The 22,053-nt window shown below is 63.4% G+C and carries 17 protein-coding genes; 7 read left to right on the forward strand and 10 right to left on the reverse strand.

From position 1 onward, the window contains the following. A partial coding sequence (locus tag GX444_05665) for a transposase (protein NLH48076.1) occupies window positions 1-110 on the forward strand: 110 nt, incomplete at its 5' end. 74 nt (window positions 111-184) lie between these two features. On the opposite strand, the gene GX444_05670 is transcribed toward GX444_05665, so the two are convergent. The 4 genes from GX444_05670 to GX444_05685 all read right to left on the reverse strand — a co-directional run bounded on the left by GX444_05670 (window position 185) and on the right by GX444_05685 (window position 6,170). Continuing rightward, window positions 185-2,833, reverse strand: a complete 2,649-nt coding sequence (locus GX444_05670) for a hypothetical protein (protein NLH48077.1) — start codon at window positions 2,831-2,833, stop codon at window positions 185-187. A 94-nt stretch (window positions 2,834-2,927) separates the two neighbouring features. Further along, window positions 2,928-4,385 carry a CoA-acylating methylmalonate-semialdehyde dehydrogenase gene (locus tag GX444_05675; protein ID NLH48078.1) on the reverse strand — a complete coding sequence of 486 codons (1,458 nt, stop codon included), beginning with the start codon at window positions 4,383-4,385 and terminating at the stop codon, window positions 2,928-2,930. Window positions 4,386-4,400: 15 nt separating this feature from the next. Further along, complete coding sequence (locus tag GX444_05680; protein ID NLH48079.1) at window positions 4,401-5,345, reverse strand: transketolase family protein; 945 nt, start codon at window positions 5,343-5,345, stop codon at window positions 4,401-4,403. A gap of 3 nt (window positions 5,346-5,348) precedes the next feature. Next, window positions 5,349-6,170, reverse strand: coding sequence for a transketolase (locus GX444_05685; protein ID NLH48080.1), 822 nt, complete (start codon window positions 6,168-6,170; stop codon window positions 5,349-5,351). Between the two features lie 155 nt (window positions 6,171-6,325). On the opposite strand from GX444_05685, the gene GX444_05690 reads away from it, so the two are divergent. Next, on the forward strand, window positions 6,326-7,936 hold the full coding sequence (locus tag GX444_05690) for a hypothetical protein (protein ID NLH48081.1): 1,611 nt from the start codon (window positions 6,326-6,328) through the stop codon (window positions 7,934-7,936). A gap of 64 nt (window positions 7,937-8,000) precedes the next feature. On the opposite strand, the gene GX444_05695 is transcribed toward GX444_05690, so the two are convergent. Next, entirely contained in the window at window positions 8,001-9,296 is a 1,296-nt protein-coding gene (locus GX444_05695) for a hypothetical protein (GenBank protein NLH48082.1), read from the reverse strand. Window positions 9,297-9,497: 201 nt separating this feature from the next. On the opposite strand from GX444_05695, the gene GX444_05700 reads away from it, so the two are divergent. Beyond that, window positions 9,498-10,466 carry a DUF1722 domain-containing protein gene (locus tag GX444_05700; GenBank protein ID NLH48083.1) on the forward strand — a complete coding sequence of 323 codons (969 nt, stop codon included), beginning with the start codon at window positions 9,498-9,500 and terminating at the stop codon, window positions 10,464-10,466. A 202-nt stretch (window positions 10,467-10,668) separates the two neighbouring features. Here GX444_05700 and GX444_05705 read toward each other — a convergent pair whose 3' ends face one another. Together GX444_05705 and GX444_05710 are read right to left on the reverse strand one after the other, a co-directional pair. Further along, on the reverse strand, window positions 10,669-11,403 hold the full coding sequence (locus GX444_05705; protein NLH48084.1) for a hypothetical protein: 735 nt from the start codon (window positions 11,401-11,403) through the stop codon (window positions 10,669-10,671). Window positions 11,404-11,687: 284 nt separating this feature from the next. Further along, window positions 11,688-12,533, reverse strand: a complete 846-nt coding sequence (locus GX444_05710; protein ID NLH48085.1) for a class I SAM-dependent methyltransferase — start codon at window positions 12,531-12,533, stop codon at window positions 11,688-11,690. A 111-nt stretch (window positions 12,534-12,644) separates the two neighbouring features. On the opposite strand from GX444_05710, the gene GX444_05715 reads away from it, so the two are divergent. From GX444_05715 to GX444_05730, 4 genes are all read left to right on the forward strand, one after another. After that, the gene (locus tag GX444_05715; protein ID NLH48086.1) at window positions 12,645-16,568 is read left to right on the forward strand and encodes a PAS domain S-box protein; all 3,924 of its coding nucleotides are present in this window, start codon (window positions 12,645-12,647) and stop codon (window positions 16,566-16,568) included. Between the two features lie 124 nt (window positions 16,569-16,692). Next, window positions 16,693-17,766, forward strand: coding sequence for a recombinase RecA (gene recA / locus GX444_05720; GenBank protein ID NLH48087.1), 1,074 nt, complete (start codon window positions 16,693-16,695; stop codon window positions 17,764-17,766). 25 nt (window positions 17,767-17,791) lie between these two features. Next, entirely contained in the window at window positions 17,792-19,009 is a 1,218-nt protein-coding gene (locus GX444_05725) for a type IV pilus twitching motility protein PilT (protein ID NLH48088.1), read from the forward strand. 39 nt (window positions 19,010-19,048) lie between these two features. Beyond that, window positions 19,049-19,921: a decaprenyl-phosphate phosphoribosyltransferase gene (locus GX444_05730; protein NLH48089.1), complete on the forward strand. Its 873-nt coding sequence runs from the start codon at window positions 19,049-19,051 to the stop codon at window positions 19,919-19,921. Between the two features lie 27 nt (window positions 19,922-19,948). On the opposite strand, the gene GX444_05735 is transcribed toward GX444_05730, so the two are convergent. From GX444_05735 to GX444_05745, 3 genes are read right to left on the reverse strand one after another with little or no spacing between them, the layout of a single operon-like run. Further along, window positions 19,949-20,572 carry a hypothetical protein gene (locus GX444_05735; GenBank protein NLH48090.1) on the reverse strand — a complete coding sequence of 208 codons (624 nt, stop codon included), beginning with the start codon at window positions 20,570-20,572 and terminating at the stop codon, window positions 19,949-19,951. Beyond that, window positions 20,572-21,414, reverse strand: coding sequence for a hypothetical protein (locus GX444_05740; protein NLH48091.1), 843 nt, complete (start codon window positions 21,412-21,414; stop codon window positions 20,572-20,574). The genes GX444_05735 and GX444_05740 overlap by 1 nt, the downstream gene beginning before the upstream one ends. After that, on the reverse strand, window positions 21,411-22,043 hold the full coding sequence (locus GX444_05745; GenBank protein NLH48092.1) for a hypothetical protein: 633 nt from the start codon (window positions 22,041-22,043) through the stop codon (window positions 21,411-21,413). Before GX444_05745 ends, GX444_05740 begins: the two co-directional genes overlap by 4 nt. Window positions 22,044-22,053 lie beyond the last annotated feature (10 nt).

Genomic DNA, 22,053 nt, shown 5'->3' on the forward strand with positions numbered 1-22,053 from the left:
CCATCGACCAATATGTCCGCTGGTACAATGAAAAACGAATCCACTCGGCGCTCGGTTACCGGACGCCGAACGAGGTCGAAGCGGCTTACCTCACCCTAAAAGCCGCCTAAATCTGTCTTGCTTTCGGGGGGACACTACGAACGCCTCCTCCGAATTGGGATCAAGCAGGGAAATCAAGATCGGTTTATTCGGTGGCCGAGAAAGTCACCGTCCAGGTCACGTCCGGATGCCACTGGGCCGCGCCCTCGTCGACGACCGTGAAGCGCAGCGTCGCGACATTGCCGGCGGTCGCGAGGCTCTTCCCGGTGATGGCAAATCCGGCGGGCGCTTCCACGGCGGCCGAATCCGCCGCGTAGCCGGCGGGCACGTAGAGCGTGACTACGTGCTCGAACGGCACGTAGTCGGTGCCGACCGAGCCTTCCTGAACGCCGGTCAGCGTCAGGGCCTTTTCGTTCCAGGCCAGCGAGCGGATGACGGCAGCGCCGCCCAACACGTGGCGGTTGGTGCCCAACAATTGCGGCCGGCCCAGCAGCGGGCGCAGGGCGACGACGCGCGGCGTGCGCGCCGGCACCGTCACGGCCAGTTCGCCGGTCACCACGCCCAGAAATTCCTGCGTCCAGTATTCGAAGGCGAGGTACTCGGCGTCGGGATCCAGCCCCGCTTCGTTGAAATCGGCGACCAACTCACGTTCGGCGTCGGCGACGAACTCGTAAGGCGCGACGGTCAGATCGCGGTTGAGGCCCCAGTTGAGCAGGCCGACAGTCGTGTAGGGCTCGTCGAAATCCTCGACCGGCAACACCCAGACTTCGGGGAACTCGCGGCGGAACAGGTCGATCGGCCGTCCGGCCTTGCCGTAGACCGGCAGCACACCGCGTAGCGAACGCACCGCGTCGGTCGACAGGTCGACGATGCGGTCGCCGATTTTGACGATGCCGCCCTGCAGGGCGACCGAGGTGGCGAAGGTCTGCGATTCGTTGAGCGTCAGCGGCGGGAACTGCGGATCGCTGTGCGCCCGGAAGAAGATCAGGTCGGGGTGGTTGATCCAGACCCGGCCGTGCAGGTAGTAGCGCCGCGCGCAGTCGCGGTACATCGGTTTGAGGCCCTGGTTGTCGAAGAAGGCGATCGGCGAGTAGGGGTCCTCGTTCTCGCCTTCCCACACCGGCATGGTGTCCAGGGTGATGCGGTCGGAGTCGATTTGGCCGTAGTTCGCGCCGACCAGCGCCACGTTGAGGAAAAACACGTCGTCGGCGAGCGCCTGGCGGATGATCGACACGCCGCGGCGGTAGAATTCGAAGATCGCCTGGTCGGGTTCGTACCAGCCGGAAGTCATCAAGGCGCGATAGGCGAAATCGAGTTTCAGCCAGTCGATGCCCCAATCCTGCAGCGTTTCCATCAGGTCGGTCAGGTAGGCCTCGACCTCGGGATTGGTGAAATCGAGCACGGGGCTGTTTTCGACGAGGCCGAATAAAAACGGGCCGGTGAACCAATCGGGGTGATCCTGCAGGATTTGCGCGTTTTCGTCGGCGATGAACGCCGAGATCCAGAGGCCCGTCAAAAAGCCGTAATCGTGCGCCCGGTTCATCAGCCATTCGATGCCGTTCTGGTCGCCGTGGTCGGGGAACCGCGTCGTGTTCACCACCCAGTCACCGACGGTCTGCTGCCAGCCGTCGTCGATCTGAAAGTAGTTCATGCCCCAGCGGCGCAGCTCGCGAGCGGCGAAATCCATGTTGTCGACGATGATCTGCTCGTCGATGTCGTGGCCGTAGCCGCCCGAGGAACTGCTGCCGGACCACGAGTTCCAGCCGGCCGGCACGCCGATTTCCGGGTGCCGTTCCAGCCAGGTGGAAATGCCCAGCCAGTCGTGCAGCCGATCGGCGTAGGTTTCCAGCGCCGCGAAGGGCGAGGCCGCGCCGAAATCGACGAGCATCGTCTCGGCGTTGAAGGCGGCGCCGGCCGCCACGGACTTGGCGGGGAAGTATTGGGAAACGGCCTGCAGCGACAGCCAGCCGGGTTGATCCTTCTGCGGGCCGGTGTAAACGATCGGTTCGGCGATGTTGAAGGTCAGGTAGCCGAGCAGGAAGCTCGCCGCGGCCTCGGGATTGTAGACGAGCGTGCTCCAATTCGAGATCGTCGGCGTCGAACCGGGCGACAGCGGCACGGCGAAATCGAGGAAATCCGCGGCGCCGTTGGTCAGCACGCGCAGGCTGTGCGGCATGCCGAACAGCAGGCCGCCGTCCGGCGTGTCGGCATACAGGGCGTAGATCGAGCCGATCTGCAGCGCCGCCTTGGCGGTGTTGATCACGCTCACGTCGGCGCGCACGGCGCTCCGGTTTTGATAAACCGCGAAGGTCTGCCGCAGCGCGGGCGCGTCGGCGACGCCGCCGCGCGAAACGGTGATCGCCTTGCCGGTGCCCAGGGCGTCGCTGACGTCCTCGCTGGTCCACTGGTAGTGGGGCAGGTCGGTGCTCTTCCAGGTTTGCAGCGGCAGAATCACGAAGCTGTACACGCGAGCGTCGGCGTGGGCGACCACGAGCCGGCTGGCGCCGTCGCGCAGTTCGTACCAGCCGCCGGCCAGGTGATAGCGCACCACGACCTGCGAATTGCGAATGACCAGGAATTCGCCGCTGGTGAAGACGCGCACCTCGTCGCTCGGGGTGGTGTCGTCGTTGTCGTCGTTATCGTCATTGTCATTGTCGTCGTCGTCGCCCGGCGAGGCGTCATCGTTGTCGTCATCGGTCGCGCCGTGATCGTCATCATCGTCGTCATCGCCGCAGCCGGCAAACGACAGCATCGCCAACAAAAGAAAAAACGCCAGAAAACGAGTGCTTTTCATGGACATGGCCGATCCCGCGAGAAGTTGTTGAACCGATCGGCAGCGTATCACCGCCCCGGCGAGGGGTAAAGCAGAATGAAATAATATTTGGCGTTCAGTCGAACCAGCGCTCGATGACGATCGTTTCTTCGGTGAAGAATTTGAAAGCGTCGCGGCCCTGCGCGTGCAGGTCGCCGAAGAACGACTGTTTCGTGCCGGCGAAGTGGAACATCGCCATCGGCGCGGGCACGCCGATGTTGATGCCCAGGTTGCCGCAGCGGGCCTCGTACTTGAAGCGCCGGGCCGTCGCCCCGCTCGAAGTGTAGAGGTTGGCGGCGTTGCCGTACGGGCTGTCGTGAATGACTTGCAGCGCCTCGTCGAAATTCTTCACCGGCACGACGCACAGCACCGGGCCGAAAATTTCCTCGCGGGCGATGGTCATCGCCGGGGTCACGTCGGTGAACACGTGGTGGCCCACCCAGTAGCCGCCGGGCCGGCCGGGCACCTTCACGCCGCGGCCGTCGACCAGCAGCGTGGCGCCCTCGCGCAAGCCGGTTGCCACGTAGCGTTCGACGCGTTCCTTGGCCGCCGGGCTGATGATCGGGCCCATCGCCGTGGCGGGATCGAGGCCGTCGCCGATTTTGCGCCGGGCGATGCCGGCCCGCAGCAGCGGCTGCACCTTTTGGTAGGTGTCGCCGACGCAGAGGATGCCGGCGAGGGCCAGGCAGCGCTGGCCGGTGCAATCGTAGGCCGAGGCGATGATGTTCTCGACGCTTTTTTCGAGGTTGGCGTCGGGCATGACGACACCCCAGTTCTTCGCGCCGGCCTGCACCTGCACGCGTTTGCCGTACCGCGCCGAGGTTTCGTAGACGATCCGGCCGACGGGCGTCGAGCCGACGAAGCTGATGCCGCAGATTTCCGGCGCGGCCATGATCGCCTGGGCGGTTTCGGTGCCGCCGTGCACGAGGTTGAGCACGCCGGCCGGAAAGCCGGCGCGGTCGATCAGTTCGAAGATTTTAACCTGGGTCATCGCGACGCGCGGACTGGGTTTGACGAGCTGGCAGTTGCCGCAGGCGACGGCGTAGGGCAGCGACCAGAAGGGGATCATCGCCGGGAAGTTGAACGGGTTGAGGCTCGCGAAGACGCCGAGCGGCTGCCGGATGGCGGTTTCGTCGATGCCGCCGGCCACGTCCTCGAGGTTGTGGCCCATCATCAGCGACGGCGCGCCGCTGGCCACCTCGATGTTTTCGATCGCCCGCTGCAACTCCATGTAGGCTTCGGCCTTGATCTTGCCGTGCTCGCGGGTCAGGGTCACGGCCACGTCTTCCTGGTTTTCGAGCAGCAAATCCTTGAGCTTCATCAGAAGGCGCGCGCGGCGCAGCGGCGGCGTGCGACGCCAGGTTTCGAAGGCGCGGCGGGCGGCTTGGGCCGCGGCGGCGACTTCCTCCGGCGGCGACAGCGGCGCGCGGGCCAGCAGTTTGCCGGTCGCCGGATTGTGCACGTCCTCGAAATTCGTCGCCCGCGATTTGACCCATTTCCCGTCGATGTAGTTTTTCAGCACCGGAACCGCCATGATCGCTCCCCTTATTTAGGCTTGCCGTTGCAGCAATTGCCGGGCCGCGGCGGCGATGGCGGCCGTGTCGCAGCCCAGCTTGGTGAAAATCGCCTCGTCGTCGCCCGATTCGCCGAAGCAATCCGGGAAACCGATGCGGACCTGCAGACAGGGCGCGTGCGCGGTCAGGGTTTCGGCCACCGCGCCGCCCAGGCCGCCGATCACGCTGTGATTCTCCACCGTGACGATCCGCCCGATCTCGCGCGACGCCCGCACGATTTCCTCCTCGTCCAGCGGCTTGAGACTGGGCACGTGCACGACGCGCGCGCCGATGCCTTCGCGGTCCAGTTCCCGCGCCGCCGCCAGCGCCTTGGCGGTCATCATCCCGGTGGCGAGCAGCGCCACGTCGCGCCCTTCGCGCAGCCGGTAGGCGCGGCCCCACTCGAGCCGGTGGTCGGACCCGAACAGCGTCGGCACCTCACAGCGCACCGTGCGCAGGTACACCGGCCCCGGCGTTTCCACCGCCAGCCGCGTCGCCAGCCGCGTTTCCGGGCCGTCGGCGGGCACGAGCACCCGCATGTTCGGCACCGCCCGCATCACCGCCAGATCCTCCACCGATTGGTGCGTCGCACCGGCGCGCCCGGTCGGGATGCCGCCGTACGAGCCGTTGAGTTTGACGTCGAGGCCGGGATAGGCGACCGAAATGCTGATCTGGTCCAATGCCCGTTTGGCGATGAACACCGCGAAGGTCGAGACGAACGGCACGTAGCCTGTCAGGGCTAGGCCGGCGGCGATGCCGATCAGGTTCGCCTCGGCAATTCCCACCTGCACGAAGCGGTCGGGATACGCCTTCTGGAACAGCGCCGACATCGTCGAGGTGCCCACGTCGGCGTCGAGCACCATCAGATCGGGATGATCGCGCCCCAGTTCGACCAGGGCTTCGCCGAAGGCCTTGCGCGGGGCGATGAGTTCCACGGCCATGGGTTACTCCAATTCCTGCAGCGCGCGGGCCATTTCCTCCCGCGACGGCGCTTTCGAGTGCCATTCCACCCGGTTTTCGATGAAGCTGACGCCCTTGCCCTTGATCGTCCGCGCGACCACGAACACCGGTCCCGCCGCCGCGCGGGCCTTCGCCTCGTCGAGCGTCGCGACCAGCGCCGCCGGATCGTGGCCGTCGCATTCCAGCGTCGACCAGCCGAAGGCCGCCACGCGCCCGGCGAGCGGCTGCATCTCGATCACCGCCGGCGTCGGCGCGGTCAGTTGCAGGCCGTTGCAATCGACGATCGCCACCAGTCCGGGCACGCGCCTGGCCCCGGCGAATAGGATCGCCTCCCACACCTGCCCTTCCTGCATCTCGCCGTCGCCGAGCAGCACGTAAGCGGTGGTCGGCCAGCCGCGCCGCCGCGCGCCCAGCGCGATGCCGATGCCGATCGACAGGCCCTGACCGAGCGAACCGCTGGACATGTCCACGCCCGGGGTCTTGTTGCGGTCGGGGTGGCCCTGGAAGCGGCCGTTGATTTCGTCGTACTCGGCCAGCAGGTCGGCTTCCGGGAAGAAGCCCCGCTCGGCCAGCGTGCTGTAATAGCCGGGCGTTGCGTGACCCTTGGACAGGATGAAGCGGTCGCGCTCCGGCCAGGCGGGCCGCGCCGGATCGACGTTCATCGCGTGGAAGTACAAAACGGTCAGAATTTCGACCATCGACAGCGAGCCGCCCGTGTGCCCCATGCCCTTGGTGCCGGTCAGGGTGATGATGCGCCGACGGATATTCCGGGCGCGGGCGGCGAGTTCATTGAAATCCGGGTCCATCGCTGCTCCTCGGCTCGATTCGTTTCAACTTTCCGAGATCAGTTGCCGATATTAAGGACATCGCCCGGTCGGGGCAAGCAGTCTTTGTCCGTCTTGTTTTGCCGGCTCGCGGTCGGTAATTTTCGGCAAGAAATTTCAAACCGAAAGGTGGAGCGATGAAGTTATCGTGTTGGTTTTTCGGTCTGCTCGTTCTTTTGCTTGCCTTGGCCGCCTGTTCTTCGGACGGCGGCGACGACCTGGAGTCCGCGAGCGATGACGATAACGACGACGCCGGTCTGGACGACGACGACGGCGGCGGCGACGACGACGACAACGACGACAACGACGACGATACCCCGGCGCCCGGCGATTCGTCGCCGAGTTTCAACTACGGCATTGTGCATTATCACTACTACGGCGACCTGGGCGGCTACGACGGCCAGATTTTCCTCGACGACCAAAAATGGGCGGCGGCCAACGTCGAACTGGGGATCATCGGCAACACCGACGACGGTTCGCGGATGGCCTGGAGTGAAATCCGCGCCAACCAGCCGCGCGGCTGGTGGCTCGTCTGGCAGACGGCGCACCTGTTCAACACCCGCGAGGCCGAGGGCGACTGCGCGAATCCGCAGCCGGGCGACGCCGACCAGGCCTTCGCCGAGCGGCAGGCGGAATTCGCGGCGTTCCTCGACGATTATCCCGCGTACGGCGACGGCGAAAACTGCTTCCTGCACGCGCGGCGCGACGGCCGCATCCAGGCCCGCTGGCATGCCCTCGGGTGCGACATCATCCTCAACCAGGCGGGCGAGGAAGGCAGCGCGCCCGACCGGAAGGGCGCCCGCATCGAAACGATGGTCTGGGACGAATACGCCTGGCTGTTCGATCTGGGCAGCGACTGCGCCCGCGATTTCCACATCTGGAAGGTCGGCCGGCAAATCACCGACGACGGCTTTTCCGGCGGCGGCTTCGACAACCTCGGCAGCCCGCTGGCCGACGGCTACTACCTGCCGGTGCAGATCGACGACATCGACATCGAGGAAATCCCCGACGACGTCGAGGCCGACGCCGAAAAGCTCGATGACTGGTACTACGACACGGTCACGGATTTTCTGACGGCGGTCGGCGCGGGCCTCCGCGAAATCCACGCGGACGCGGTGCTGGTCTTCAACGGCGCCACTTATTGCAGTTGGGATGGCTACACCGAGCAGTTGGCGGCCATGGTTTCGGCGGGCGTGGGCATCTGGTGCGAAAGCGGCTTGCAGTACCCCTCGTGGGGCGCCATCGACACCCCCGACCGGATCGAGGCGCTCGCCGATCTGTCGGGCCGCCTGGCGGAAAAGGACTCGTTCCTCGTGCTCGAGACCGCTTACGACGGCGGCCAGTCCGACCCCTCGCCGGAGGAAGTGCTTTATTATCTGGCGGCGCTGTACGCGCTCAAGAGCGACGGCGACTTCCTGTCGCTCGTCCCCGATTGGTCGCCCTATTCGCCGCTCAAGGACGTGTTGTGGTTCCCGGTGTTCGAACGCGACCTGGGCCAGCCCACCGGCCCGGCGGAGGCGTTCGGCGACGGTATCTTCACGCGGCCGTACCGGCGAAGCGACGGACTGGAAACGCTGGTGCTGGTGCGGGTGGACGGCGACAACGCCGCGGTGTCCTACTCGCTTGACGGCGATTACTGCCGCGTCGGCGCCGACGACGCGCTGACCCCGTTGACGGGCGACATCACGGTCGAAAGCGGCGACGGATTGATCCTGCTGGTGAACGGCACCGGTGATGCGGGTTGCTAGGCGAACCGGCGACCGCACAGCCTTAGCGCACCAATTTAGCGAATGAGCCAGCGTCGCGGGAAGGCTAAAACTCGATCCGCATCCCGGCGGCGAAAAGGTGCACCGTGCCCTCGCTGTGGAAAGTGTAGCCGTCGCTGGTTTGGGCCTCGCGCGGCACCAGGTAATGAAGCTGGTAGGCGGCGTCGAACACCAGGTCGTGCTTGAGCACTTCCGGCGAGTGCAGCCGCCAGCCGACGCCCGCCGAGCCGACGTGGGTGTCGGCGTCGAGAATTACCGTTCCCTTAATGGTGTGGTCGGGATACGGATAGCGCGTGCCGATGGTGTGAAACGGCGTCTGCTCGAACCGGTAGCCGCCGCGCACGACGAAATTGTCGAAAACCTCGACTTCCGAACCGATCCGCGGCGTCCACAGGTCGATCGTCGTGAAACGCGAATGCGAACCGACGAAATGATTTTCCTCGAAGACGTTGTCGAACCGGCTCCAATTCCGCCAACTGCCGTCGACCAGCAGCTTCCAGCGCGGCAGCACGTCCCAGGAAACGCCGACCGCCGCCTCGCGCGCGACGAACGTGTCGACGAAATCCATCGGGATGTGCATGGTCGCCAGCGGGGTGCCGTACAACGCCGGCGTGGCGGTCACCTCGATCGATTCGAACCCGCCGTAGGTTTCCTCGCGGTAGGTCAGGCCAAGGCCCCAGGTCCGGCCGTGGAAGAACAGGCCGGCCAGCGGCACCGGGTGGTTGTGGCCGCGCATCCGCGTGCCTTCGTTGGCGGTGGAGCCGTTGACGTCGGCGATCGTCTCGACCTCGCCGTTGCCGCGGAATCCGCCGTGGAACCCGACGCCGACCGACAGCCAATCGGCCACGCCGACGGCCAGCGCGCCCTGCATGACGAGGTTGGCCAGGCCGTACCGCAGAAAATCGCCGCGGCTGGTGCGCATGTCGTCGAAAGCCATCATCGTGAAGAAATTGTTGTCGACGGCGACGCTGAACCCGAAGCCGATCGGCGGTAGCGGGACGGTGTCCTGGAACAGGTTGGTGACGTTCACCCGGGTGGCGAAAGTGCCGATGCGGTTGCTTTCGTTTTCGCGGACGCGGTCGCCGCCGACCAGCCCGCCGGCGAGAAACGGCCGGCCGTACAGGTATCCGACGCCGATCTGGCTGGGCACGGGATAAGCCAGGCCGGCCGGATTGTAGTATTCGGCCGCGATGTCGCCGCCGTCGCCGGTCAGCGCGTTGCCCAGCGCGGCGCCGCGCGCCGAAAGCCCGTACGTGTTGGGCGTGTAGATAAACGAGGCCCGCGCCGCCGCCGGCAGCAGCAGCATCGACAGACAAAGGAGCGCGAGCAGCCTCGTTTTCATTTTTTTCCTGGATCGGAAGCGTGTTACCGTTCGACCGGCCAGCCGGCCGGATAAAATCCGCTACGGAGTTCGTTGCCGGGCGAGAATGGCAGGATGGTTTTGCGATGTCAACATGACGTAAAAATCGTGCACTGAGGTCGGGAAACTCGACTACGGCGAAGATCGGTACTAAGGTGACAAAAGCACACTCGGGAGGAAAACATGCCGGGGTTTGCGCGACCGACGCTCGTGGCCAGCCGTTGTCTGGGCTTCGCCGCCTGCCGCTGGGACGGCGAGATCGTTCGCAGCGAGGCGGTGCAAAAGCTGCTGCCGCACGTCCGCTTCATCACCCACTGTCCCGAGGAGGAAATCGGCCTGGGCACGCCGCGCCGCCCGATCCGGGTGATCGAGGAAAACGGCGAGCAGCGGCTTTATCAGCCCGACACCGGACTGGATTTCACCGCGCCGATGCGGGAATGGTCCCGGAAAATCCTCGCCGGCTTGCCCCCGGTGGAAGGCTTCGTTCTCAAATCGCGCTCGCCTTCCTGCGGCCTGGCCGACGTGAAGCTTCATCGCGGCAAGGCGGGCGATGGGCCGACCCGGCGCACGGCGGGCTTCTTCGGCGGCGAGGTGCTGGAGCGCTACGGCGATCTGGCCGTCGAGGACGAGGGCCGACTGACCAACTTCGTCGTGCGCGAACGGTTTCTGATCCGCGTTTTCACCTTGGCCGAATTCCGCGAAACGCGCCGCGCGGGCGATCCGGGCCGGCTGGTCGCCTTTCAAGCGCGGCACAAATTGCTGTTCATGGCCTGTCACCAGACCGCGATGCGTGCGCTGGGGCGAATCGTCGCCAATCACGAAAGGCTTCCCTTCGCCGAGGTCGCGGCGCGCTACGAGGAAACTCTGCTCAAACTGCTGCGCGGCGGGCCGAAAACCGGCAACACCGTCAACGTGCTGATGCACGCCCTGGGCTATTTCAAAAAAACGCTGCGGGCCGGCGAAAAGGGTTTCTTTCTCGATCTGCTGGAGGCCTACCGGAACGGGCAGACGCCGCTCAGCGCCCCGGTCAGCGTCTTGCGGTCGTGGATCGAACGGACCGACGAGGACTATCTGCGGCGGCAAAGCTTTTTCGAGCCCTATCCGCGCGACCTGCTGGACCTCGGCGATTCGGGCCGGGGACGCGATTACTGATGGTGATCGCGCCGATGACTCGTTTGATTGCTACGTGGCTTGGTAAACCGGTGAAATGCTTAAAAACCCCTCTCCCCCGGAAACGTGTGGGAGAGGGGTGGCGAAGCCGGGGTGAGGGATTCGAGAGAGAAGTGAATTAAACGCCTTCAACCCGTCGCCAGCCGACGGGTCGAAGGCTCTTTTTTTTCACCCGTTTATTTTTCTAGAAAAACACGCTCAATCCCGCGTTCAGGCCGATATCGATACCCGCGCCCGACGCGTTGTTCTTCTCGGGGTTGCGGTCCAGGTCGTCCTCGTTCACCTTATCGACCCGCACCGCCGGACCGCCGGCCACCAGCAGGCCGAAGTCGAACGCCACGTTCTTCACCGGGAAAATCCGCACGCCGCCTTCCGCGCCCAGGAGCGGTTTGACGTAAGTGCGCGTGAAGGTGGTCTTGTCCTCGTCGCCGACCTGCTCGGTCCAGGATTGGGTTTCCACGTCGATGCCCAGCACCGGGCCGACGTACGGCATGACGAACGTGCTGGGACGGAAGTTGTAGTTGTAGTAGCCCGCCAGGCGGCCGCGCCAGATCGAGTTTTGCGAGGTGCGCACGTCGGCGTCGTCATCCTTGGGTTGAACGGCGTTGGTCTGCATCAGATTGATGGCCATGACGTGTGCGCCCACGTCGTGATGTCCGTTCATCAGGTAGCCGAGTTTCAGGCCTGCGGTGCTACCGCCGGTCATGCTGTCGAAGTTGACCAGGGCTTCGTTGTCGGTGGTGTCCTCGTCGACATCGCTCAGGCCGATGGCGCTGATGTTGAACAGCGACAGAAAGCGAACGTCCAAGTGGAACGAATCTTGTTCGGGCAACAAAATGGGTTCTTCCGCGGAAGCCGCGAACGGAATTACCAAAACGAACAACAAAGCCAGCGCAAATCCGAGATTCGTCAATTTCATCGTCCTTCTCCTTCTTTCGTGTGCAATTTCAAAGTGAATATTCGTTGATTGACGACGCCCAGGATTTCAGCAAAAGCGATGCCAAAATAGAAAAATTATATTTTCGTTTTATTTAACAATCACTTAGGTAATTTTGCGGCGGATGTTGTAAAAATGCATCAAGAAGCATTTTGGTTTATCATTTTGGCATAGTAAGATTGTATCTGTTTGTATTTATGAGGATATTCTTAAAACGTGCCAAAATGAACTGCTGACAAAAAAGCATGGGCAAATTTAAAAATCTACTAAGCCTTCTGCAAAAACACATACACCTCCTCGTCGGCGTACGAGAGGCGGAGGGCCGGGTCGATGGGGGTGAGGTCGCGCCAGGCGAGGCCGGCGAGGCGAAAGGGGCTGGCGGCGATCAGGCGATAGAATTGCGGCTGATCCCACTTGCGATGGACGTGGCGGGCGACGATTCGCCGCTCGGGGTCGCCGGGCCGCCGGATCGTCAACGCCGCCTCGAACTCGGCGAGGCCCCGGTCGGCGTCGACGGCCAGTAGGGTCCAGGACGCTTCCACACTTAGGTTCTCCCGTGTAAAAGACCAGCCGTCTTTTCGGCCGAGGGCGGAGCGTTCGATCGGGCCGAAAGACAGCCCGACGGCGTAGACCCCGCCCGGCGTCAGATTGGCCGCGACGGCGGCGAGGTGCCGCTCCGGGTCGCCGGGCGCGGTCAGGTAGCCGATGCCGCCCAGCGGACAGATCGCCAGGTCGACCGGCACGGCGAGGCGAAAATCGCGCAGGTCGGCGTTCACCGTTTCGGCGGCCAGGCCTTTGGCGCGCAGTTTCCTTTCGACGAAGGCCAGCATCCCCGGATGGCGATCGAGGCCGACAGCCGCGAGCCCGAGCGCCGCCAGATCGGCCAGTACGCGCCCCGTGCCGCAACCGATTTCCAGCGCCCGTTTCACCGGATGCCCGAGTAGCGCCGCCGCCGCCGCGACGACATCGCGTGTTTCGGCGAGCGAATCCCAGCCGTAGGCGAGATCGTAGGCTTCCGGATCGGCATAGAGCGGATCGGTCAGCGGGTCGGACATGGCGCGGTTATCAGCCATCGTCTCACAGGAAATGATAAAGTGAAAATCCGTCGACATGATACCCTGCTTGCTTCCGTCGAGCCACCGCATCTATAGTGGATTAATAGAATCATGATTTCGCAAAAAGGCGACGCCACGAGAGCGCAAGAAAAATATCGAGTGGGAAAAATGCCTGAGCAACAAGATCGGCCGGAGGACCCATCTCGGCGGTCTTTTCGTGTTTTCCTTTTATTTTTCTTGTTGTTGCTGCCGATTGAGTCGCTTTCCTTCGCCGCGGAAGCGCCGCGGACGCTGATCATCGTCGACGACAAAGACTATCCGCCCTTTGCGTTTCTCGACGCCAAGGGCGCGGCGTGCGGCATCACTATCGACATCTGGAAACTCTGGAGCCGGAAAACGGGGATTCCGGTTCGGTTTGAGTTGATGGAATGGGACGCGGCGCTGGCGGCGGTGCGCGAAGGACGCGCCGACGCGGTCGGCGGACTTTTCCGCACGGCGGCGCGCGAGGCGGATTTCGATTTCAGCCGGGCGATTCTGAAAATCCCGACCGGCATTTTCTTTCACCGGCAAATCGCGGGCATCAAGGGATTGGACGATCTCGACGGCTTTCAGGTCGGCGTGATCAAGGGCGATTTCGGCGAGGAACTGCTGCGGACGGGACATCCGCACATCGAATTACGGTCGTTTTCCGGCGCCGGAGAGCTGGTGCGGGCGGCCGTCGCCGGCGAGATCAAGGTGTTCGTGGCCGACGAGCCGGTGGCGCTGTTTTACCTGGCGCAACAGCCGGGTGGCGATCAATTCCAGGAGACGACCGCGGTCGCGAAACTCAATCCGCAATGTACGGCCGTGAAAAAGGGAAACGCCGAATTGCTGGCGACGATCCAATCCGGTTTTGCGCGGATTTCGGAAGCCGAGATCAAACAAATCGTGGCCGACTGGGCCGGCCGGTCGACGGTTGGGCGCCTCCCCTGGCGGGAGATCGGGCTGGGTTTGCTGGCGGTTTTGCTGCTCGTCGCCGCGGTTCTCGCCTGGAACTTCCTGTTGCATCGAAAAGTCGCCGAAGCCACGCAAAACCTGCGGGAACGCGAGGAGACCTTTCGCGCGCTGACCGAAAATTCCCTGGACGTCATCATGCGGTTCGACCGGCAGGGGCGCCATTTGTACGTCAATCCGATCGCCGAAAAACAGACCGGAATCCCCGTCCAAAATTTCATCGGGAAGACGCACGCGGAACTTGGCTTCGCCCCGGAGTTGTGCGCCGTCTGGGAAAAAGCGATTCGGGAAACCGTCGAGTTCAAAGCGGTTCGCCGGATCGAATTCCAGCTTCCCCGCGGCGCCTGGATCGATTGGCTGCTGATGCCGGAATTCGACGCGCACGGCGAGGTGAAAGCGGTCATCACCGCGGCGCGCGACATCACCGAACGCAAATTGGCGGAGGAGGCGTTGCGCGCCAGCGAGCAGAAATACCGCCAGCACTTCGCCAGCGTCAACGACGTGATTTATTCCTTCGACGCCAACGGAGTGATCCTTGACGTTTCACCGTCGATCGAGCGGTTTCTCGGCTTCCAACCGGAAGAATTGATCGGCCGGCCGTTCGCCGAACTGAATCTGCTCACTCCCGAGTCGCTGGAAAAGGCCGTGGTCTACGTGGCGCGCGTTTTTGCTGGCGAGCGAATCGACGGCGTGGAATACGAATTCGTCCACCGGGACGGGTCCCGGCGGTTCGGCGAAGTCAGCGGTTCGCCGATCATCGTCGACGGTCGAGTCACGGCGACCGTCGCCGTGGCCCGCGACGTCACCGAGCGCGAGCGGGTGGAACAAGCGCTGCGGGACAGCGAAAACCTGTTCCGCAATCTGTTCGAACAACACGTGGCGATCAAATTGGTCATCGATCCCGAAACGGGAAACATTTTCGACGCCAACCAGGCGGCCGCGAATTTCTACGGCTGGCCGAGAGAACAGCTCGAGCGGATGAACATCCGCGATATCAACACACTGTCACCGGAGCAGGTCGCGCGGGAAATGGAAAAGGCGAAGAACCTCGAACGGGTCTGTTTCGATTTCCGCCACCGGCGGGCCGACGGCTCGATCCGCGATGTCGAGGTTTACAGCAGCAAGATCGAAATCAGGGGAAAGGTTTTCCTCCATTCCATCATTCACGACATCACCGAACGGAAACAAATCGAGGAGGCGTTGCGGGAAAGCGAGGAAAAGTATCGTTCCCTGGTGGAAACGACGGCGGAATGGATCTGGGAAATGGACCTCACGGGCCGGCATACCTACTCAAACCCGGGAATCTCGACCATTTTGGGATATCGACTCGACGAATTCCTCGGCCGGGATGCTTTTGACATCATTCACCCGGAAAACCACCGGGAAATCGAGGCAGCCTGGCCGCGGCTGATCGCCGAAAAAAAGGGCTGGCGGGGATGGATTGTCCGGTTCCGCCACCGGGACGGCAGCTATCGTTACCTGGAAAGCAACGCCAATCCCATTTTGAACGCGGCGGGCGAACTGGTCGGTTTTCGCGGCAGCGACCGCGACATCACCGAGCGCAAACAGTCCGAGGAAGCCCTGCGGCGGACCCAGTTCGCCATGGATCGGGCCCGTGACAGCATCCTCTGGATCGATGACGACGGCCGCATCATCTACGCCAACGATTCCGCCTGCTCTTCTATGGGGTTCACGCGCGATGAATTGTTGGCGATGAAGGTCTTCGACATTGATCCGGACTTTCCCCAGTCGCAATGGGAACAATTCAAACAGATGCTGCGCCGGCAAGGGCACCATACGTTCGAATCGCGCCACCGGACCAAGGACGGCCGCTACTTCCCCGTGGAAGTCAGCACCAACTCCTTCCAATTCGGTGACCGCTTCATCGCCTGCGCCTTCGATCGCGACATTTCCGAACGCAAGCGGGCCGAGCGGGAAAAAGACGAACTGGCGGCGCAATTGCAGCAGGCCATGAAAATGGAAGCCGTCGGACGGCTGGCCGGCGGCGTGGCGCACGATTTCAACAACCTGCTGACGGGCATCACCGGCAACGTCGAGCTGGCCTTGTTGGATCTCGCGCCCGGCGACCCGCTCGCCGTCCCCATTGCCGAAATCGGCAAGGCGGCCGACAGCGCCGCCGCGCTGACCCGGCAATTGCTGGCCTTTTCGCGCAAGCAACTGATCGAACCCAAGGTGCTCGATCTGAACCAATTAATCGCGAATCTGCACAAAATGCTGACGCGGTTGATCGGCGAGGATATCGAACTGACCACCGTCGCCGGCGGGGATTTGGGTCCGGTGCGGATCGATCCGGGCCAGTTCGAGCAGATTCTGGTGAACCTCGCGGTCAACGCCCGCGACGCCATGCCGGCCGGCGGCAAACTGATCATCGAAACGGCCAACGTCGAGTTGGACGAGGAGTATTGCCAGCGGCACGCGTACGCCAACCCGGGAAACCACGTCCTGCTGGCGGTCAGCGATACCGGCCACGGCATGAACGAGGAAGTCAAAAAGCACTTGTTCGAGCCTTTTTTCACCACCAAGCCGCTCGGTCACGGCACCGGCCTCGGGCTGGCGACGATCTATGGCGCGGTCAAGCAGGCGAACGGCCACATCGAGACCTATTCGGAGGAAGGGCGGGGAACGACTTTCAAAATCTATTTGCCGCGCGTCACGGAAAGAGCCGGCGAGAAAATCGCCCGCGGCGATGCGGAGGCCATGCGGGGCGGAAACGAGGTCGTCTTGCTGGTCGAGGACGACGATCTGGTGCGCGGCCTGGCGCTCAAGGTCTTGCAACGGCTGGGCTACCGAATCCTGTCCGCGGCCGACGGCCAGCAGGCCCTGGAAATCGCCGGCCAGCACCCCGAACGGATCGACCTGCTGCTCACCGATGTGATCATGCCGGGCATGAACGGCCAGCAGTTGGCCGAACGTCTGACGCAGATTCATCCGGAAAGCAAGGTGCTTTTCACCTCGGGTTATACCGAGGACGCGATCGCCCATCACGGCGTCATCGACGCCGGCCTGCACTTCATCGGCAAGCCGTACACCCCGCAAAATCTGGCCCGCAAAATCCGCGAGGTGCTGGAATCCGATTAGCGTCGCTCTTACATTTCGCATTCCCCAGTCGCCATTATTTTTGCTTCGTTCGCCGCTTTGCATCCGCCGGTCCGCCTTGTTAGAATCCGGCCAACCTCAAGCGATGCGAACAAGGAGCGGTGCCATGACCGAAGCCAAATTGGACGAGAAGATGGAGAAACAGGCCGACAACCGGAAGAAAGCCGTCAACCAGGCGATCAGCCAGATCGAGAAGCAATTCGGCAAGGGCGCGATCATGCGCCTGGGCGATCAGGCCCCGCGCGAGGCCGTGGCGGCGGTTTCGACCGGCTCGCTGGGCCTGGACATCGCGCTGGGCGTCGGCGGGTTGCCGCGCGGCCGCGTCGTGGAAATCTACGGACCGGAATCCTCGGGCAAGACGACCCTGGCGCTGCACGTCGTCGCCGAGGTGCAGAAGAAGGGCGGCGTGGCGGCGTTCATCGACGCCGAGCACGCGCTCGACCCGATTTACGCCCGCAAACTCGGCGTCCAGGTCGAGGATTTGCTGCTCAGCCAGCCCGACACCGGCGAGCAGGCGCTGGAAATCGCCGAGGTGCTGGTGCGCTCGGGCGCGGTGGACGCGATCGTCATCGACTCGGTGGCGGCGTTGACGCCGCGGGCCGAAATCGAGGGCGAGATGGGCGATTCGCACGTCGGCCTGCAGGCGCGGTTGATGAGCCAGGCGTTGCGCAAGCTGACGGGCATTTTGCACAAAAGCGACACACTGCTCATCTTCATCAATCAAATCCGGATGAAAATCGGCGTCATGTTCGGCAACCCGGAGACGACCCCCGGCGGCAACGCGCTCAAGTTTTACGCTTCGGTGCGCCTCGACATCCGCCGCATCAGCTCGATCAAGGTCGGGCAGGACGTCATCGGCAACCGCGCGCGGGTGAAGGTCGTCAAAAACAAGGTGGCGCCGCCGTTCCGGCAGGCCGAGTTCGACATCCTGTTCGGCAAAGGCATCAGCCTGAGCGGCGAACTGGTCGATCTGGGCCAGGCGGTCAACGTGTTGGAAAAATCCGGCGCGTGGTATAGTTACAACGAAACGCGCATCGGCCACGGCCGCGAAAACGCCAAGGCCTTCCTCGAGGCGAACCCCGACGTCGCCGCCGAGGTGCGCGAACGGATCGCCAACGCGGCCAGCGGCATGGAAATTTTCGTCGCCGCCGTCGCCGCGGAAGGCGGGGAAGCGGAGTAACCGGATGGTCGAAGCGGGCGAGCACCTGAATCTGCAACGCCTGCTGCAGGCGGCCGTGCAATACGGCGCGTCCGACGTGCACCTCAAACCGGGGCGCGCGCCGATCATCCGCATCAACGGCGAGCTACACGAGCTGACCAAGCATCCGCGCCTGTCGCCGCCGGACATCATCGCCTCGGCCGAACTGATGATGGACGACCGGCAGGTGGCGCTCTTCAAGGAACAGAACGAGATCGACCTGGCCTACAGCCTGCCCGGCCTCGGGCGGTTCCGCGTCAATATTTTCCGCCAGCGGGGCAGCATCGCCGTGGCGTTGCGCATCATCCCTTACCAGATCCGCACCTTCGCCGAACTGCACATGCCGCCGGTGCTCGAAAAAATCGCCGCGGATCAACGCGGCATGGTGGTGGTGACCGGCGCGACCGGTTCGGGCAAGTCGACCACCCTGGCGTCGATGATCGATTACATCAACTCGAACCGCACCTGCCACATCATCACCGTCGAGGATCCGATCGAATTCCTGATCCGCGACAAGAAAAGCGCCATCAGCCAACGCGAAGTCGGCATCGACACCAAGGGCTTTCTCACCGCCCTGCGTGCCGCCCTGCGCCAGGATCCCGACGTCATTCTGGTCGGCGAAATGCGCGACCTGGAGACGATGACCACCGCCCTGCAGGCCGCCGAAACCGGCCACTTCGTGCTGTCCACCCTGCACACCACCGACGTCATGGAAACGATCAGCCGCATCCTGGCGGTCTTTCCCCCGGGGCAGGAAAATCAGGTCCGTTTTCAGCTTTCCACCAGCCTCAAGGCGATCATCTGCCAGCGGCTGGTGCCGCGCGCCGACGGCTCCGGCCGCGTGCCGGCGGTTGAAGTCCTGGTTTCGAACGCGCGCGTGCAGGAATGCATCAAGGAACCGAAAAAGACGTCCGAGATTCCGGATATCATGACCCAGAGCTACACCACCTACGGCATGCAGTCGTTCGACATGAGCCTGATGCAACTGGTCCGCGACAAATTGATCACGGTCGAGGCCGCGTTGCAGAACGCCACCAACCCCGGCGACTTCAAGCTGCGCTTGCAAGGCGTTTCCGGCGCCGATGAAGCGCGTTTCGACGAGTATAGCGAAGGCGTGGAGAAAAAGAAGAAAGGGCCCGGCGGCGGCGGAACCGGCGGCGGCGGCGGAGCCGGCGGTCAGAAGGGCGGCAATTTCGGCGACCTGATCGAGCGCTTTTCGGAGTAACGCGGATTGTTCGCCACGCTTAAACCCATCGTGCTTTCTATGCGGCCCCGGCAGTGGGTCAAGAATTTCATGATTTTCCCGGCGCTGGTTTTTTCGGGCGGCATCTTCGACCCGATCAGCCAGATCGTCTGCCTGGGCGGGTTCGTGGTGTTTTGCCTCGTCTCCGGCGCGGTGTATCTGTACAACGACCTGGCCGACGTCGAGCGCGATCGTAACCACCCGGTCAAACGTTTGCGGCCGATCGCCTCGGGCGCGTTACCGGAAAAAACGGCGGCGGCGGCGATCAAGTGGATTCTCGGCCTGGCTTTCGGGCTGGCCTTCGCGTTGAATTTGATTTCCACGAAAGTCGGTTTCGATTTCGCGCTGATTTGCCTGCTCTACCTGCTCATGCAGGTGGCGTATTCCAACCGGCTCAAGCACGTGGTGATTCTCGACGTGATGTGCATCGCGGCGGGATTCGATCTGCGCGTGCTGGCCGGCGCGGCGCTGCTCAACGTGCCGGCGAGTTTCTGGCTGGTCGTCTGCATGACGCTGCTGGCGCTGTTTTTGGGTTTCGGCAAGCGGCGGCACGAGTTGACGCTGCTGACGGACGGCGCCGGCAGCCACCGCAAGATCCTCGCGGAATACAACCTGACGTTTCTCGACCAGATGATCGCCGTGGTGACGGCTTCGACCGTGCTGGCCTACAGCCTGTATACGCTCAGCGAGGACACCCTGGCGCATTTCGGCCCGCGCGCGCATTACCTGCCGCTGACCATTCCCTTCGTGCTCTACGGCATCTTCCGCTACCTCTACCTGGTGCACCAGAAAGACAGCGGCGGCAGTCCGACCAAGGCGCTGCTGAACGACCCGCCCATTCTGATCAACATCGGGCTCTGGTTCGTAACCGTGGTTGCGGTGCTGTATTACTGAAAAGCATCTCCGGGGCGCCGGTCGGTCTCAGATGATTCCCAGCCAGTCGTGAAACAGGAAGTACGTGCGGCCGATCAGCAGACTGATGCGGGCCATCACCGTGTAGCCGAAGGCCGCGCCGAAGGCGATCATCAGGAAGAGAACCCCGACCTTAGCGCCGTAGCCCACCAGGCCGCGGTGCTCGGCCGAAAAATAAAAATAGACGAGCGTGGAAAGCACGCCCACGACGATGATGATGTGGTTGAGGTTGTTGAGCGGCAGAAACGTCGCCTGCACCTGCGGCAGCACCATGCCGTGGATCGCGCCGGTCACGCCAAGCCCCGCCGAGATCCCCATCGTGAAAGCGATGGCGACCCGCGACAGGTAGGCGATGCGCGGGATCATGCGCGTCAGCATCAGCAGGCCGAGAAACGCGGGAAAGAGCAGCAGGTAGCGGTCGAGGCCGGATTTCTGCGCCCAGCCGTCCACCAGCATCGGCTTGACGTCGAAGAAAAGCACGTAAATCAGCCAGAACCCGGCCGACAAGCCGATGTAGACGTGCTCGGCCAGCTTGTAGACCGGGTTGTCCTTGTACAGGAACGACATGATGGCCAGCGTGAAAAACGCCGCCATCCAGATCCCGAAGGTGGTCGCGAAACCGCTCGGTTCCATTACCGCCTCCGTTCCGCCCGGCGCAACAGGACGAACGTGACGTTGCCCATCACGATCAGCCCCAGAATCGCCAGGTGCACCCAGGATTGCGCCGGCATCGCCAGAAGGCCGAGACCGGGCAGCTTTTCGAGTGTTTCGTATTCCGCCGCGCCGCGCATGCCGCCCAGCAGGCCGACCAATTGCTTCGCCTGCAGGTAGTTGTAGTAGTCCGGCGCGCCCACCGCCGTCGTGCCGATGACGATCTTCACCCCGTAGCGCGCCTGGGCGAACTGGATCCACAATTCCGGCGTCGCGCCGTGGGCCAGCGCGACGACGGCCGCCATCTGGTCGTAATTGTGGATGTCCTTCATCAGCGGCAGTTGGTCGAGCGGCGTGCCGCGGTAATCGACCGCGAACAGGTCGCGGATTTCACGGCCCAACGAGACGATCACTGCCTGCTGGCCGGGCCGGTAGCCGAGATTGACGTAATCGACGCCGTAGGTTTTGCCGTCGCGCGCCGCCGCTTCTTCCAGGGCCTGCATCCCGAGCGGTAGCCCGATGGCCAGTTCGCCGGTCAGCAGCACGCGCAGGTTTTTACGGAAAAACTGGTGCAGCATCGCCACCAGCATCGGTTGCAGTTCGGGCATCGAGGTGGCGTCGTAGTCGATGGAGATCAGTACCACGCCGCCGGCGGGAATCGCCTCGAGAAAGTCGTAGGCCTGCTTCACCTCGGCGGAGACCTGCACCGGGCTGGTCAGCTTGAGCAGCATCGGAATGCTGACCACGACGAAGACCAGCAGGAAGATCAGCCGCCGATCGACGTTGTTGATCCGGTGCAGAAAGGTGGCGCGTTCGCCGCTCACGAGATGTAGCTCCTCTCAATGCCCAGAATGATGCGGATCGAGGTCGCCGCCGCGCCGAGGTAGGCGCCGATCATGATGCCGCGCTTGGCGCCGATCTGCGGTACATTCATGATCCAGTCGGAGATTTCCGGGAACCGCGACCAGATTTGCTCGCCCACCGGCACGCGGCCGAGCATGACCAGCGCCGCCGAAAGCAGCAGCATCGTCGCCGCGACGTTCCGCACCCGGAAGGCGCGGTAGGCGGCCGACGCGATGAAAAACGACAGGATGGCGAACATCGTGCCCTGCAGTGGCACGATCATGTACAGGTAGACGTACATGAACGGGCTGTCGAGGTGGAAGGGCGAGCCGTTACGCGCCTGCCCGATGATGCCGGTGATCAGCGCCAGCAGGCACGACGCCAACAGCACCGCCGCGTAGCCCCAGCCGGGCCGGCGATGCACGACCTTCTGCAGGTTGACGCGCAGCAGGCTTTCCACGCCGACGACCATCGAAATGCCGATGACGATGGCGAACCACGACAGCGTCAGTTGCTCGATGTCGCCCAGCGGACCGCGCGGAAAATAAAAGGCCAGCACGATGAACGCGCCGGTCACGAAGGTGATGATCAGTGGCACCCGCTGTTTCATGGCCGCCGCT

The organism is Myxococcales bacterium, assembly GCA_012517325.1.
Classification (GTDB): Bacteria; Lernaellota; Lernaellaia; order Lernaellales; family Lernaellaceae; genus JAAYVF01.